This is a genomic window from Rhodococcus sp. NPDC019647 (assembly GCF_044389235.1).
Taxonomy (GTDB): Bacteria; Actinomycetota; Actinomycetes; order Mycobacteriales; family Mycobacteriaceae; genus Rhodococcus_F; species Rhodococcus_F oxybenzonivorans.
The window spans coordinates 44,970-58,283 of record NZ_JBIRXS010000033.1 but is presented as its reverse complement, the minus strand read 5'-3'; the positions used below and the strand labels follow the sequence as shown (position 1 = coordinate 58,283).

14 protein-coding genes are annotated in these 13,314 nt (G+C 63.0%); 3 read left to right on the top strand and 11 right to left on the bottom strand.

Features of this window, described 5'->3' with window-relative positions:
- Positions 1–1,938: 1,938 nt before the first annotated feature.
- From ACH49N_RS33660 to ACH49N_RS33650, 3 genes are all read right to left on the bottom strand, one after another.
- Entirely contained in the window at positions 1,939–2,196 is a 258-nt protein-coding gene (locus tag ACH49N_RS33660; protein WP_043827435.1) for a hypothetical protein, read from the bottom strand.
- A 228-nt stretch (positions 2,197–2,424) separates the two neighbouring features.
- Positions 2,425–2,763, bottom strand: a complete 339-nt coding sequence (locus tag ACH49N_RS33655) for a hypothetical protein (protein WP_012687103.1) — start codon at positions 2,761–2,763, stop codon at positions 2,425–2,427.
- Positions 2,760–3,461 carry a hypothetical protein gene (locus ACH49N_RS33650; RefSeq protein WP_012687102.1) on the bottom strand — a complete coding sequence of 234 codons (702 nt, stop codon included), beginning with the start codon at positions 3,459–3,461 and terminating at the stop codon, positions 2,760–2,762. Before ACH49N_RS33650 ends, ACH49N_RS33655 begins: the two co-directional genes overlap by 4 nt.
- A 367-nt stretch (positions 3,462–3,828) precedes the next feature.
- Here ACH49N_RS33650 and ACH49N_RS33645 point away from each other — a divergent pair, with 367 nt between their 5' ends.
- Positions 3,829–4,260 (top strand): helix-turn-helix transcriptional regulator, encoded by a 432-nt coding sequence (locus ACH49N_RS33645; protein ID WP_043827433.1) that lies wholly within the window; start codon positions 3,829–3,831, stop codon positions 4,258–4,260.
- 292 nt (positions 4,261–4,552) lie between these two features.
- Here the strand turns inward: ACH49N_RS33645 and ACH49N_RS33640 are convergent, their stop codons facing one another.
- From ACH49N_RS33640 to ACH49N_RS33630, 3 genes are read right to left on the bottom strand one after another with little or no spacing between them, the layout of a single operon-like run.
- Complete coding sequence (locus tag ACH49N_RS33640) at positions 4,553–5,116, bottom strand: inner membrane-spanning protein YciB (RefSeq protein WP_012687100.1); 564 nt, start codon at positions 5,114–5,116, stop codon at positions 4,553–4,555.
- Positions 5,117–5,145: 29 nt separating this feature from the next.
- Positions 5,146–6,231 (bottom strand): GAF domain-containing protein, encoded by a 1,086-nt coding sequence (locus ACH49N_RS33635; protein WP_012687099.1) that lies wholly within the window; start codon positions 6,229–6,231, stop codon positions 5,146–5,148.
- 34 nt (positions 6,232–6,265) lie between these two features.
- A complete protein-coding gene (locus ACH49N_RS33630; RefSeq protein WP_043827432.1) occupies positions 6,266–7,432 on the bottom strand; it encodes a cytochrome P450 in 1,167 nt (388 codons plus the stop codon).
- Between the two features lie 91 nt (positions 7,433–7,523).
- Between ACH49N_RS33630 and ACH49N_RS33625 the strand changes: the two genes are divergently transcribed.
- Positions 7,524–8,633: a DUF3068 domain-containing protein gene (locus ACH49N_RS33625; RefSeq protein ID WP_231869142.1), complete on the top strand. Its 1,110-nt coding sequence runs from the start codon at positions 7,524–7,526 to the stop codon at positions 8,631–8,633.
- Between the two features lie 192 nt (positions 8,634–8,825).
- A complete protein-coding gene (locus tag ACH49N_RS33620; protein WP_012687096.1) occupies positions 8,826–9,119 on the top strand; it encodes a hypothetical protein in 294 nt (97 codons plus the stop codon).
- On the opposite strand, the gene ACH49N_RS33615 is transcribed toward ACH49N_RS33620, so the two are convergent.
- From ACH49N_RS33615 to ACH49N_RS33595, 5 genes are all read right to left on the bottom strand, one after another.
- Entirely contained in the window at positions 9,052–9,366 is a 315-nt protein-coding gene (locus ACH49N_RS33615; protein WP_012687095.1) for a cytochrome P450, read from the bottom strand. The two genes, ACH49N_RS33620 and ACH49N_RS33615, sit on opposite strands and share 68 nt — an antisense overlap.
- A gap of 254 nt (positions 9,367–9,620) precedes the next feature.
- A complete protein-coding gene (locus tag ACH49N_RS33610; protein WP_012687094.1) occupies positions 9,621–10,763 on the bottom strand; it encodes an RNA-guided endonuclease TnpB family protein in 1,143 nt (380 codons plus the stop codon).
- Positions 10,764–11,471: 708 nt separating this feature from the next.
- Positions 11,472–11,648 (bottom strand): hypothetical protein, encoded by a 177-nt coding sequence (locus ACH49N_RS33605; protein ID WP_358277024.1) that lies wholly within the window; start codon positions 11,646–11,648, stop codon positions 11,472–11,474.
- Positions 11,649–11,839: 191 nt separating this feature from the next.
- The gene (locus ACH49N_RS33600) at positions 11,840–12,415 is read right to left on the bottom strand and encodes a hypothetical protein (RefSeq protein WP_012687091.1); all 576 of its coding nucleotides are present in this window, start codon (positions 12,413–12,415) and stop codon (positions 11,840–11,842) included.
- Positions 12,416–12,427: 12 nt separating this feature from the next.
- Positions 12,428–13,018 carry a hypothetical protein gene (locus ACH49N_RS33595; RefSeq protein WP_043827485.1) on the bottom strand — a complete coding sequence of 197 codons (591 nt, stop codon included), beginning with the start codon at positions 13,016–13,018 and terminating at the stop codon, positions 12,428–12,430.
- Between the last annotated feature and the right edge of the window lie 296 nt (positions 13,019–13,314).

Sequence of the window (13,314 nt, the reverse complement as noted above, 5' to 3'; positions counted from 1 at the left end):
GCGGTCGGTCCGACCAGCGTTCCCGTGTGGATGGTGCGCCGAGGTTGGATGAGCATCGTTAGGCTGCCCGCTTTTGGGCGCCAGGGTGGCACGGATCTGTTCCATAAATGCCTTTTGGCGCTCAGGCGAGGCCGTTGCGCGACGAGCTCGCTCGCGTTCGGCGTCACGTGCAGCCCGCAGCTGTGCGCTGCGCGCGGCCTCTGTGGCGCGTTGCTCACTGGGGGAGGGGCCTGACCAGTCGATTCTGGACAAACGCCAGGTCAGATATCCGATTGGCGAGCGCACCGCGTTTGGCCAGAGCTCACCTCGCGACACTGTGTCAGCGGTCAAAGCTTGGGCGATATCCCGTCCTGTCCAGCGGGTGGTGTCGATTCCTGAACGCTCGATGACGTCGCACACGGCTCCGATGTGGCCGCTGGGGGCGATGGCTGGAGCTGCAGCGACCAGCGCGGAGGCGGCTCGTTGGAGATTCATCGGGCGCGGGTCTGTCTGATTTGAGGATGAGGTTTGGTTCTCGCGCGCGCACGCGCGTTTGGTGATTACTTCTCTACAAGAGATCCCCTTCGGGGAAAGACCACTCAAAGATAGGGGGTCACGGTCGCGGGCTTGGGGATTGGGATTCGAACCCCTTGTGGCGGTGTGGCGAGCGTGCTCCACCGGGCGGTATGTCCTGCCGTGGGAGCGTCCGCGCTTCTTTGGTTGTGGGGGAGCGGGGGTGGCTGCGACGAGGTCAGGTGGGGAGGACAGAGCCCATACGCTGGCAGCGCGGTGCTGACGCCCACCATGGTGGACTTCTGCGGCTTGGAATTCCCGCGTAGTCAGGGTGCGGCCCCGTACCAGCTCGAAGCCCAGGTGTAGTGCTTTCAGCACGCGGCGACCTCGTTTGACCACCGCCTCGGACACACCTGCTCGGGCGGCGAGGTTCTGGACTGTGGCAGTAACGCGGCGCCCAGTTTTCGAGTCGGCTGACGACGCGTGCGCGCCAGCGACGGCGACCATACTTTCGACGCCGATCCTGTGTCGGGCGGCTGCGGCGCGGCCGTCGGCGGTCTTGGTGATTGCGTACCGGACCTGTCGCATCCATCCGTCGCGGCTTGTCCAGATCGGGATGCTTGCTTCTTGGCCGGGCTTGACGGGCAGCGTCCAGGATTTTCCGCGCTGATCGGTGTCCGTGTTGAGTCGTCGCAGCTCGTCAATCCACGGGGTCTGAAGTGGATGCGTGTCCGGTTGCGTGGTTTGGGAAATCGGCGAGTTGTGTGATTTATCCCACGACACGCCGAGATCGGAGTGTTGAACCGTGGAAAAGGCGTCAAGGCATGGTTTATCCTCAGACGTACCTAGCACAGGTAGTCCCTTCGGGGAATGCAGTACCGAGTTGAAGAGGCTGCTAACTTCTTCTACTCACCTCAGGGAATGACCGTCCTGCCAGACGATCGCCCTAGACGGGGAGGACCTGCCAGTCCTCCCATCGGGATTCATTGGATAAACCCACCCCCGCCGGGGGTCCCTTTGGCTTGTACCGCCGCTCTTGAATTAGCTATCGAGGAAGTTCCGATCCGCTATTCGCCAGGACCACCGCCTTCCTCAGTTGGAAGGGCCGGTGCGCTCCCAAGCAGCACCGGAAGTCGCAGATCAGAATCCGCAGATTCCGTCGCGTAATGGGCGCCCTGGTAAGCCAACACAGAGGTAGCGCCGTCGAAAGGGTCTCGATTGTGCGGGAGTGCAGCAGTCAGTGTGTGGTCTTGCTGAGACAGACATGTGACCGAATAGAAGTTCGCAGACAAAGCAGACTTGCGGACGTGCGTTATCATTGAGAAAGCACCGCCTCTTCCTTTCGAGGTAGTGGTGGTCAGGGAGCTGGCAAGGTCCCGAAATTTCATAAACGGACAACCCCCGATGCCGCCAAGCCCTGGGGGTTGTTTCGTGTTTAGGTGTCGTTCATGCGCCCATCGCCAACTGCTCGATCTGGTGCAACGACCCTGAAGCCTCGACTTCGAGTAGCCGGAGCTGTTCCGGTCGAAGTTTCTCGCTGATGTAATCCGGGATGTCCAGTCCGTGCGTGATGGCGAGGATAAGCACGGAGTAGTCGCCAGCAGGGATGCCGAGTTCGGCTGCCCGACTCTCGTAAACCTTGTGGTGTCTGAGGGGTGCGCGAGTAGCGATCTGACCGCGGGGCCCCTTGTTGTGCTGTGCCATGAGGAAACCCTAGATCGAACCTGTAACCGATACGGGTAACCGGCGCTCTTCGGTGTGTCGCATGTGACTGAAGTGGTCATCGAAGGTGACTGCCTTTCGTCGATTCGGCGTATCAGGACTGAACGGACTTAGCCGCGGGTTTCAGCGACCCCGCTTCCAGTGAGGCGCGACAAGATTGGGTGATCGGGACCGATCCGCCCTGCTCTGAAGCGCGCTGAATCTGTACTGCTACGCGGGATGTCGGCGGAGAAGTAGACGGGCGAGCGAAGCGACCTCACGGATCTGTTCAACGGAAGCCGTCTCAGGGTTCGTCACGACCAAGTCGATGACATCGGTGAGCTTCTCTCGGGCGCCCACACTCAGGGTCGGCGCCTCAGCCGAGATCACCAGAGGACATTCTGCGAGAAGTTGTTCGGAAAGCACAGTAGGTATCGCCACGCTGTCCGCAACGATCATGGCGCAGATGACATCCTGAATCGGGACGAGGTCCCACTGGCGCCCGTGAAAGTCGACAGCGCTGACAGTGGTCACGCTGCGACTCAGGCCGAAACCCGAGCGGACCGTCATGCCACCCCGTCCTCGAAGAGCGCGAGCTGCCGCGCCGGAGCCGGAGTAGCAGCAGGGGCCGGGATTGGGGCCCGGGGCTTCTGCTGCTGCTTCTTCTTCGTCCGCCCCCGGGCAACTGCGAACGCATCGACCCCAGCGGCTTCGACCTCGCGGCCGGTGACGGTGAACAGCCTTCCGGCAATGATCTGCTCGCGGACCTTCACACCGGTAGCGAGCCTGTCCTCCAGTTGCGTCTCGCACTGCGCGAGCAGCGGGCACACCGAGCAGGCCGCCATCGCACGCTTCCACGCCGCGGCCTTTGTGCTGGTAACGGTCCAACCGGAGCCCTTACCTGCGCACAGCCCCTGACCTGTGCGGGGCTGGGTCGCGGGCGCCTTGCCGCGGGTCTCGAGTTCGGCGGCGATCCGCCGCGACGTCGGGCATAGACGCACCTGCCCGGAGTAAACGAACCCGCACCGCCGGCACCGGCCCTCGCCGGTGTGCTCGCGCGCCATCGCGCGAAGTCGACCGGTCGTGTAGTGGCCCAGAGACAGGTCCTGGGGCCGGACGGCGCCCGTGGACAGCTCGCGCAGAGCGCCAGCGACGGGCGGGCACAACGGGAGATCGGGGGTGTAGACGAACCCGCAGGCCGTGCACGACGTGTGGTCATGGTTTGAACGATGCTTGGCCAGGATCTCGCGGAGAGGGCCGTTGGTCACGCGATCGTGCCCGTCGACCTTCTCCCGACCAGCATGAGAACTTGCAGCCGCTAGGCGTAGAGCACCAGCGCCATCTAACGTGTTCATTTGCAGGCTCCGATCTGCATTCGAGGCCGCGGGCCGCTAACCCGCTGGTCTCATGGCTTGTCCGACTGCGCTAACAGTCGACTTGCTGTTCTGACGGTCCCCTGGCTGCGCTAACAGCCGGGGGACCGTTCACGTTTGGTGAGAACTCCCATCGCTCCTTCTCCGAATCTATACCTATTGATTTATAGGTACCGTTATGTGCGCATCGTAACGAGGGGATTGCACAGTGTCTAGTGATGACGACTTTTCTGGTAAGGCTCAGTCTGTGAGCCGTCGAGTTATGCGCGGATTCCAGCCTGATCAACTGGAGAAAGCCCGCCGATCTGCTGGTGTATCGCAGCGCGAACTCGCGCGCCTGGCGCGACTCAATGCCGACACGATTAGGCGATGGGAACTTGGCGACTCGTCGCCGCAGGTTGATTTGCTCGCCCGTGTCACCGCCGCGATTGGGGTGTCCATTTCCGACCTCGTCAAGGTTCCGGAGGGTGACCGCTACCCTGGCGATTGGCGGATTCTGCGAGGGCTTACCCAGCCACAGCTCGGCGCCGCTGCCGGCGTCACCACCCAAATCGTTGGAAGTGTCGAACGAGGCGAGATTTCGCTGTCTGACAACATGGCAAGGAAGCTCTCTGCAGCGCTTCAAATCCCTGAAAGCGAACTGCGGGCGAGCTACGAGCGGGTACGAACCCGCCCCGCCGGCACTCCCGCGTAGCCCTCGGGCGCCGCGGATGCTAAGTGAACGGTTCCAGTCGCACTGGACGTGGGTGTTGGCGTCCGTGGTGGTGCAGTAAGCAATGTGAGTAATCATTCGACCTTCTCGCGAGCATGACGAAAAGCCCCTTCGAGGAGGGGCTTTCTGCGTGCTGCGCGGGCAACGCGAAAAGGTCGCGCCGCAACCTCGGGTGAGGTGCGCTGACGTCGGCCGACCGGGCACGTGCCAGAGGGGGCATCGCGCAGTCAGTCCGCTCGGCGAACTCTATGTCGAACCAACGTCGGAGGGGATATTACATAGCTTCCTCGGATTGGTGGTCGCGCCATGCCGTGAGGATGTAGTTGCGATGCCAGGTGGCTTGGGCGACAGCGAGAGCCAAGAGGCTTCCGGGTGCGACGAAGACACGCCAGTTGACCCAGGTATCCGTGGACATCGTGTAGGCGACCACGATATTGACGGCGCCGACCGCGACCAGTGCCATGAACCAACTCCAACTGAGGAAGCGCCAGACAGCGTCCGGTGCGCTCACCCATCGTCCGATGATCAGACGCACCGGGTCACGCTTCGCGACCACCAACGACGTCAGGAAAGCGCCGGCAATTAGCCAGTACACCCCTGTGGGACGCCACTTGATGAAGGTCTCGTTGTGGAACAACAGAGTCGAACCACCGAGGACGAGCACAAGGCATAGACCGATCCACTGCAGTTTGTCGACCCGTTGGCGTCGGGCCACCGTCACGATGATCTCGCCGACGACGCCGGCCATGACCACGACCGTCGCCGCGAAGATTCCGGCGGTCTTGTAGGTGGCCATGAACGCAACAACTAACGCGGCGTTGTAGAACACTCTCCACACGAGCTTTGTCCTCCGAAAGATTTTCTCCGTCAGGAGGTTTCGTCAGGGATGGTTTCGATCTCGGGGGAGATCACCGCGACACCGATCGAGTCGCTGACGAGGGGATCGAGAAGGAAGCCCCGAAATTCGGCCTTCAGCCAGCCGCCACCGCCCCGTCGTGCCCGCACCGTGCCGGAGACCGGCCCCTTACGCACCTGCTGAACCCACTCGATGATCTTCGGCCAGTCTTCCTCATGGAGCGCGAAGGTCTGTCCGGTGCTCACGCCGTGTCCGAGGCCGGGAACGTGCTCGGTCACCCACTTCAGCCAGTACGGGTACTGGTACGACAGATCCCCAACCGCGATGTACATCCCCGAGGTCGATGCCAACATTGTCGACAACCATGCGTCGAGCATCGCTTCGTGGACACGGGCTTCGTCGGTGCCCGCGTCCCAGCAGATCCCGCGCACACGTCTACCCGCCGGGCCCTCCACACACCGCTCGGCGTAGCGCAGCTCCCGGGTGACGTCGGTCTCAGCCCGGATGGTGAACGTGCCGTCGAACCTGTCCTTTACCTGGCAGTCTCGGATTTGGCGCACATGCCGCAACGTGTCGGACAGGCGGGCCGAACGGGTGTAGAGATCCGCAGGACCGAAAACCGATCGATCCTGATGCCGGGCGGACATCCCGATGAGCTCGATAGCTCCGGGGTCCAACTGCAACTGCGGTGGGGGCGGGTTGTCCTCCGAGCTCAGAACCCACTCCCATGCCCCGACATTGGGGCGGTCCGGCGGGTTCTTCTTCGGGTCACCGGTCCAGACCTGAACTGCTACGACCACGCTCTTGTCGGGAGTCAGGATGGGGTGGGCTGCCCCGACCGGTCCCAGGGCGTCGGCGACCTTGCCATCGAACGGCTCGATCCTGAGGTCACGATCGGCGATGCACTGACGGATCAACCCCAGGACAGCCGTGCGGGCAGGTCCGCGAACGACGTTGTTGATATTGCGCCATTCGCGGATCTTGGCGCCTTCGGCGACGACATGGTGCTCGTCGCCGGTACCGACGAAGACGGTCGTCCATTCGCGGATCGGGTGGGTGGGTTCGGCGTGTGTGAGCTCGAGGGCATCAGCTGTCATCGGTTTATCCGTTTCTCCCGTACTGGCTTGCGGGTCAGATCAGGTTTACTGGCATCTCAGTGGGTCCGTGAGTGCGCCAGGTATGTCGCCGGTCGAGTGTTTCCCATGGCTTCACCAGGGACAGGCCCGGGTGGCGTTGGAACAGGCGGCGAGTAGCGATGTCGAGCTGCATCACGGCGAGATCGGCGCCGAGACAGTAATGAGGTCCGCGGCCGAAGGCCAGGTCCGGGCGCTCGCCGCGGGCGGGGTCGTTGGTCGCCGCGCGCAGGGAGAGATACAGAGGACTGCCGGCGGGGATGCGAATGCCGCCGACGGTGATGTTCTCAACCGGGAATCGCCGTATCGCGTAGGACCCGGGCGCGGCGTCGAGGACAAGATGCGTCACCCGGGCGCGCCAGAGCTGGTCGTCGGCGATTTCGACGAGTAGTTGGTCTCGATCGAGTCCGGCGAGAATGCCGATGGCGTTGGCGATTTGGTAGACGGAGTTCTCGAATCCGGCGAGAAACGTCAGGAATGCCAGGGAGATGAGTTCCTCTTCGGTCAGCCGGTCTTCGGCGTCGCGGGCGGTGATCCAATCGGTGATGACGTCGTCACCGGGTGATTTCCGTTTGGCCGCGATCACACGCATGAGTACGAGAACGATCGTGGTCATGGCCGGGATGCGAGGGTCGTCCGCGGTGGGTTCGCCAGGATTCATTGCCATCACGGTCGCCGCGGCGGTACGGAACTCGTCGGCGTCCGTATCGGTCACGCCGAGGATCTCGGCGATGATGTCAGCAGGCAGGGGAGAGGCGTAGGCGGGAAAGAGGTCGACAACACCGGTTTCGTTCGGGTCGAGCTCGTTCAGGAGTCCGTCGGCACGGGCGGTCACCATCTGCCTCACCGCTCCGATTCGTCGCCGTGAGAACGCGGGCGCTGCCAAAGCGCGGACGCGCCGGTGATCATCGGGGACCATATTGAGCAGGTTGCGGGCAAGTGCCGGTGGTAGGGGAAGACCCGGGCTGCCTGACGGGCCGCCGGGCCGGACATTGACGATTCCGGGGTCAGCGAGCAGTCGAGAGACGTCGTCGTACCGGGTGATGATCCAGACGCGCAGTCCGTCGGCGTCGGTGGCCTCGACAACTGGGCCGGCAGCGCGAAGGTGCGCATGCAAGCGATCGGCCTCCGCGACACTCAAGCCAGGCGCAAACGGATCGAGCACCAGGTTCCCTTCTGCGATGTGGCAAATACCTCAGGACGAAGATACCGGCTGACCGGGATTCTGCATTGCTCCGGCAGCTAGGGTGCGCTACGTGAGTGCTCAGGTCGACACCGTACTGGATGAAAACGTGCACAAGGCGGATGCCGCCGACCGTCGGGGTTGGAGGAGATCCGCAGCGGTCTGCACTCTCCTCGCGCTCGGCTCGTGCCTGCTCGCCGTCGCTGTCTTGGTTCCCACCTACGGTGCCGCCAGGTTGAAGGTCATCCCGCTCGACGTGCAATCGGCGACAGTGTCGGTTGCGGAAGACGCGGCGGTGCTCAAGGCCACCTCGGTGGCTATGAAAGGTCCGCTGAAGACCGACCGGGGTGTCCCGCTGCGGATTCAGGTGTACGTGACGACAGAGGATCCAGTTTCGGCCGCTTCGACAACTCTGCAGGCGGCGCAGAAGACGGTCCGGACCGACTGGGGCGAGGGGTTGGGCCTGGTCTCGGCAATGGTCGATCGCGTCACGATCGACCGACGATCAGGCATGCCGCTCGCCGAGCCCGTCCCGACCACTCAAGCCGAGCAGGGCAAGCCCCCGACGGAGACGCCTCGCGCCGGAATTCAGTACAAGTTTCCGTTCGACGTCGAGAAGGTCAGCTACCCGTACTACGACGGGACGGCACGGGAGACGCATCCGATCGAGTACGTAGACGACGATCGCGTGGTCGACGGCATGCGGCTGTATCACTTTCAGCAGACGATCGGCCCCGTGAACCTTGGGAAATCGATCGGCAGTGTCGCGACGACGACCTTGCCCGCTGAAAAGTGGGGGCTACCTGGCACGGAGCCGACAACGATGGATCTGCACTACTCCACCACGCGCGATGTGTGGGTCGAGCCTGCATCTGGTGCGATCGTTGCTGTGGAGGAGCAGCCGAGGCGATGGCTGGCGCGGTCGGTTGACGACCCGAATGCTGTGACCACGCTGGAAGCGCACACCCACTTCGACAACGAAACGATCAACGGCCTTGCCCAACAAGCGAAGGACGCCCGTACCGCGATCCTGTGGGGAACCCGATATGGGCCCGCCCTCGGTGCCGTGGTCGGCATCGTGTTGGTGGGGACCGCGATCATCCTCGCTCGCCGCTGGTCACGAATGAATCCCAAAAGTCTTCTCGACGGCCAGGGTCTTCGCGACACCCGGTCTATCAGTTGAAACGACAATCACCGGATTACGAGAAGAGGCCTGGTCCCGCACCCACCCCCGTTCACATCAAACGGCGGCCAGGATGCCGGGCCAGGCCTCTTCATCTACTCCTCGCGACTGCGTCAGCAGCGATGAACTGGAGAGAGATTAATACCGTTGACCTGTGTAAACGACACGTCCCCATTCGCTGTTCTCGTTGCCATGATGCGCGGCCTGACCTACAGCAACTCGAACCTGCCTCCAATCCTGCAGAAGACAATCGGCCGCAGACAGGCCGCGCAACACCAGCGCGACATCCACTTCGTCATGCAGGTCGTCGACGACGTCATCAAACGACGCAAAACAGAAGACTCAGGAACACACAACGATCTGCTTGCCCGAATGCTGACCGAGCCCGGCCCCGAAACCGGTGAGCCGCTCGACGAGGTCAACGTACGCAATCAAACTTCTCCGCATCGGGTCCCCACACCGGGTCACGGTGAGCCTGCAACGTGAGCACGAAGACCCAATCACCGGGCGCAAATCTGTACTTTCCTCCGATTACCGTCTCTTCTTTCGTCTCTCGGAAGTAACCCGGAGCAATGGGCCACAGGCACAATGTCTCGTCCACTACCCGTCGGAGGTAGCGCAATCGCGCGACGTCCTCGTACCTGATCGCGGTCACGTCTCCGGTCGGCCACCTCTCGTCCAGTTCGGGGCGGGCTTTTGCAGCGATCTCGGGGTTCGTTGCGAGGTAATGCAATGCGAAGGCGAATACCCCTGCCGATGTCTCGTGCCCTGCAACGAGGAAGGTGAGGATTTGATCCGGATCGGTTCTTTGAGAGACCCTGTGTCTAATACAGAGCTCAGTGGTTTACAAGCCATTCGGTACCGGTCTCCGTGCGTGCATTGGCCGCCAGTTCGCCTTTGACGTCCTCTCGGCCGTGAACGACCGAGATTCCCCTCGAGACTCGCGTCCCGAGGTTCCTGTTTCACCGACAGTCGCCTCCCCACACTTTAGGTGCGGGGCGGTCTCACATCATCTCCGCAGGCTGCCGCCGTCAGTCCGACGGCCAAAATATTCCTCGCCGCGTTCACATCCCGATCATGGACAACGCCGCAACGGCACGCCCACTCCCGCACGCTCAGCGGCATCGTCGACGCGATCGCCCCACACACCGAGCAGGTCTTCGACGACGGATAAAACCGGTCGATCGCCACCACCCGCCGCCCGTACCAGTCGGCCTTGTACTCGAGCATCGACCGGAACTCGGACCAACTCGCATCCGAGATCGCCCGAGACAACGACCGATTCCTGACCATGTTCCGCACACTCAGATCCTCGATGGCGATCACTTGGTTTTCGCGCACCAGCCGAGTGGAGAGTTTGTGCAGATAATCGCGGCGCCGATCGGCGATCCGGCCATAGATCTTCGCGACCTTCAGTCGGGCCTTGGCCCGGTTACGGGATCCCTTCTGCTTCTTGGCCAGCACCCGCTGCGCCTTCGCCAGCCGCTCACGGTCTGTGCGCTCGTGGCGCGGGTTGGTGATCTTCTTCCCCGTCGAGAGCGTGTAGAGGCTGGTGATCCCGGCGTCGAGCCCGACCACCCGATCGGTCGACGGGGGCTCGGTGATCGTGTCCTCGACGAGGATCGAGATGTGGTACTGACCGCGAGCATTGCGCGACACCGTCACCTGCGACGGTACGGCCCCCTCCGGTAGCGGCCTCGACCACCGAATGTCCAGGGGTTCGGACTGCTTGGCCAACCGGATCTGCCCGCCGCGGTAGGTGAAGCAGTTCGAGTAGTAGGTCGCCGAATCCTTCGACTGGGCCTTCTTCTTGAATTGCGGGTAGCGGGACTGCTTGCGCCAGAACTTGTCGAACGCGCCCTGCAACTGCCGCAGCGATTCCTGCAGCGGCCCCTTCGACGGCTCCGACAACCACTCGGTCTCGGTGTCTCGCTTCCATCCGGTGAGCATCTTCGAGGTGTCGCTGTAGGTGACCCGCCGCCGTTCCTGCGACCAGGCACGCGAGCGTTCGGCCAACGCCCGGTTGTAGACATACCGGGTGCATCCGAACGTCCGAGCAAGCTGTTCCGCCTGCACCGCAGTCGGATAGAAGCGGTACTTGAACGCCCGCTTCACTACCCTCCCCGCCATAACCCAGACACTAGCCACACAGTCCGACATTCAGCCTCGGAGGGAGTCCGCAGGCGGGCCGAACGACCGGGTTTGCGCCGAAAGACTCACGGATCATGAGACGATCCTCGCGCTGGCGTTCCTTCTGCACCGCTTCGACTTCGAGGCAGACCCCGCATACCAACTCCAGGTCCAGGAGCTGATCACCCTCAAACCAGAAGGATTGAGGCTTCGCACCCGTCGCCGAAACTAGCGCTTGGGCTTACTGGGGACGAACAACGCCCACATTGCCGACCTGAGAGACCTCGACGCGACCGAACGAGACCCGCAGGGCTTCGACGAGACCGTCGTAACGTCGCCGCGGTTATGGAAAGCCCCGAGACGGTTGTATGCCTCACTGAGCGCCAAGCCGAAGATGTTCCGTTTCACCCCCGGCCCGAGAACTGTGGAACCGAAGAGGACGCCATCCGCTGCAAGCACACCGGCCAGGTTCTGAAAGACCGCACCCTTCTCACGCCAGCCACCCGGTAAACAGTGCACGACGTGGTTGACACCGACGGAGTCGAATGGTCCCAGATTCGAAGGCACGGGATCCAAGACGTTGGCTTCCACTGTCCGCACGTCATAGCGCGGGGACAACCGACGGTAGGAGTGCTTGAGGCTGTTGGCGTTCAAGTCCAGACGGGTGAGCTCGGTCCTCGCTGGCCATGTACCAGCCGCTCCCCGGACCTACCTCGTGATGACCGCGGCCGACGTGCCGGTCATCCATCTCCACGAATCGCTCTCGGCCGCAGCGCCGGCCAGATCGTTGGAGAGGTGAACCACCCATAGGTCGTAAATGTGCACGAGGGGAGCGGTATACGGCGCAGCTCCAGCCTGGACGGCCTTGTCGTCAGTCTTGGACACGCAACTCCGATCATTTGGTGGTACACCGTGTCACACCATATGGGCCAGGAGCTGCACGGTACAACGGTGGGGAACGCACAGCGCACCGTGGCTTCGCCGTCCCTGAAGGTGTACACGGCATCGAGACCGAAGACAGACCCGTCAAAGAAGTCGTGCGAATACCGGCATCACCAACGACGCCCAAGCTCTCATTACTGCGAACCGCGCAGCTCGGCGTACGCGGCCTGGGCCTTGGGTAGGGCGACGGCGTACTCGGTGGCGGCGGTCTCGCCCTTCCTGTAGAAGTGTTCCTTCTCGTTGTAGCCGCGGGGGTCTGCGTACTGGGCGGCCAGGGCGTAGGCAGCCGGGTCGTCGGCGCTGACAGTGACGGTGGAGGCGTTGTCCATGAATGTGTTGGTGGCGGCAACGACTACCTCAGCGGAGTCGGCCGGAAGGTTGTACGCGAGCCGCCAGCCGAAGATGTCCCGGATGTCCGTTGCCGGCGGGGCCATCCGAAGTCCGGATTGCCAGCCCGTCTCGGCTTCACTGGACACGAGAGCAGCGATCGCCTGTTCTGGCGTGCCGCCGCGTTCCTCCACTGTCTCGACGATTGTCGTAGATGAGCTGCGCAGCCGGTTGGCGATGAACTCATCGGTGCCGAACGCAGACATCGTCGTGGTCGCTATTGGTGCGCTGGTGGGGGTGGTCGACTCATCGCTGCTGCATGCGGTCAGGCCGACGGCGAGAACAGTGGGGATCAGTACTGCGGCAACGTTCTTGCGGTTCACGGGCCCTCCGGATCAATAGCGTATGTCGTCGATGAGCCAGCGGTCGCCCTCGCGGACGACGGAGACCCACACCGTGGTGTCAGGTTCGACCGTATCGGTGCTGCTGCCGGCGATCGTGGTCTGCTTGATGGTGGCCACCCGCGAGACGACGGTGTCGGTGTCCTCGGGGCAGCCGGAGCATTCGACGCTGACATCGGCGATGACCTTGGCCTGCTCCTGCGCCCACTCGTCCCACTGCACGCCAGGCCCGCGCTCGGTGCGGGCGTCGACGAGCATGCGGTCAGCGAGTTTGCCGGTCAGCCAGTTTCGGGCCCGCCCATATGCGTCGTTCTGGTTGGTGTCGGTAGCCGGGTACCAGGTGAACGCCACGGTCAGCCCCTGTCGCGCGGCCTCTTCAGCGTCGCGGGAGGAAGTCGGCAGCTCGGCGGTCTCGACGTCGACTGGCGACGCCGCGGCCGCAGTGGCCGTGGGCGCGCTGGTGGTCATCGACGCTGCCACGCTCGCCGAGTCCTCGCCGTCGTTGGTTCGGGAGAGGTACGAGTAGGCCAGGAATCCGACGACAGCGACCACCAACACCGCAATGACGAGCTTTCGTGGCCTCACGTCACCCTCCTCCCCGTGGCAGAATTTGGCCATTACCCAGGATAAATGACACGTCCCCCGTGCTCCGAATGGGTGGTCCGGCGCGGAGCGGTGATACGACATCGACCACGCAAGCTGGAGGTCTTCGTCGTATTTTTCGCCGAGTTGTCTCGTAACCTGCAGTTTCGCGTAGCTTTCTCACCGCTCTGTCGGTAGCTCTTCTCATCGAAATGTCGCTTTCCTCGGCTGGCGGCCAGCTTCCAGCACTCGGCGGCACCTCCCGCCCCATCCGCATGAGTCGCTGACCTGGAGGTTCG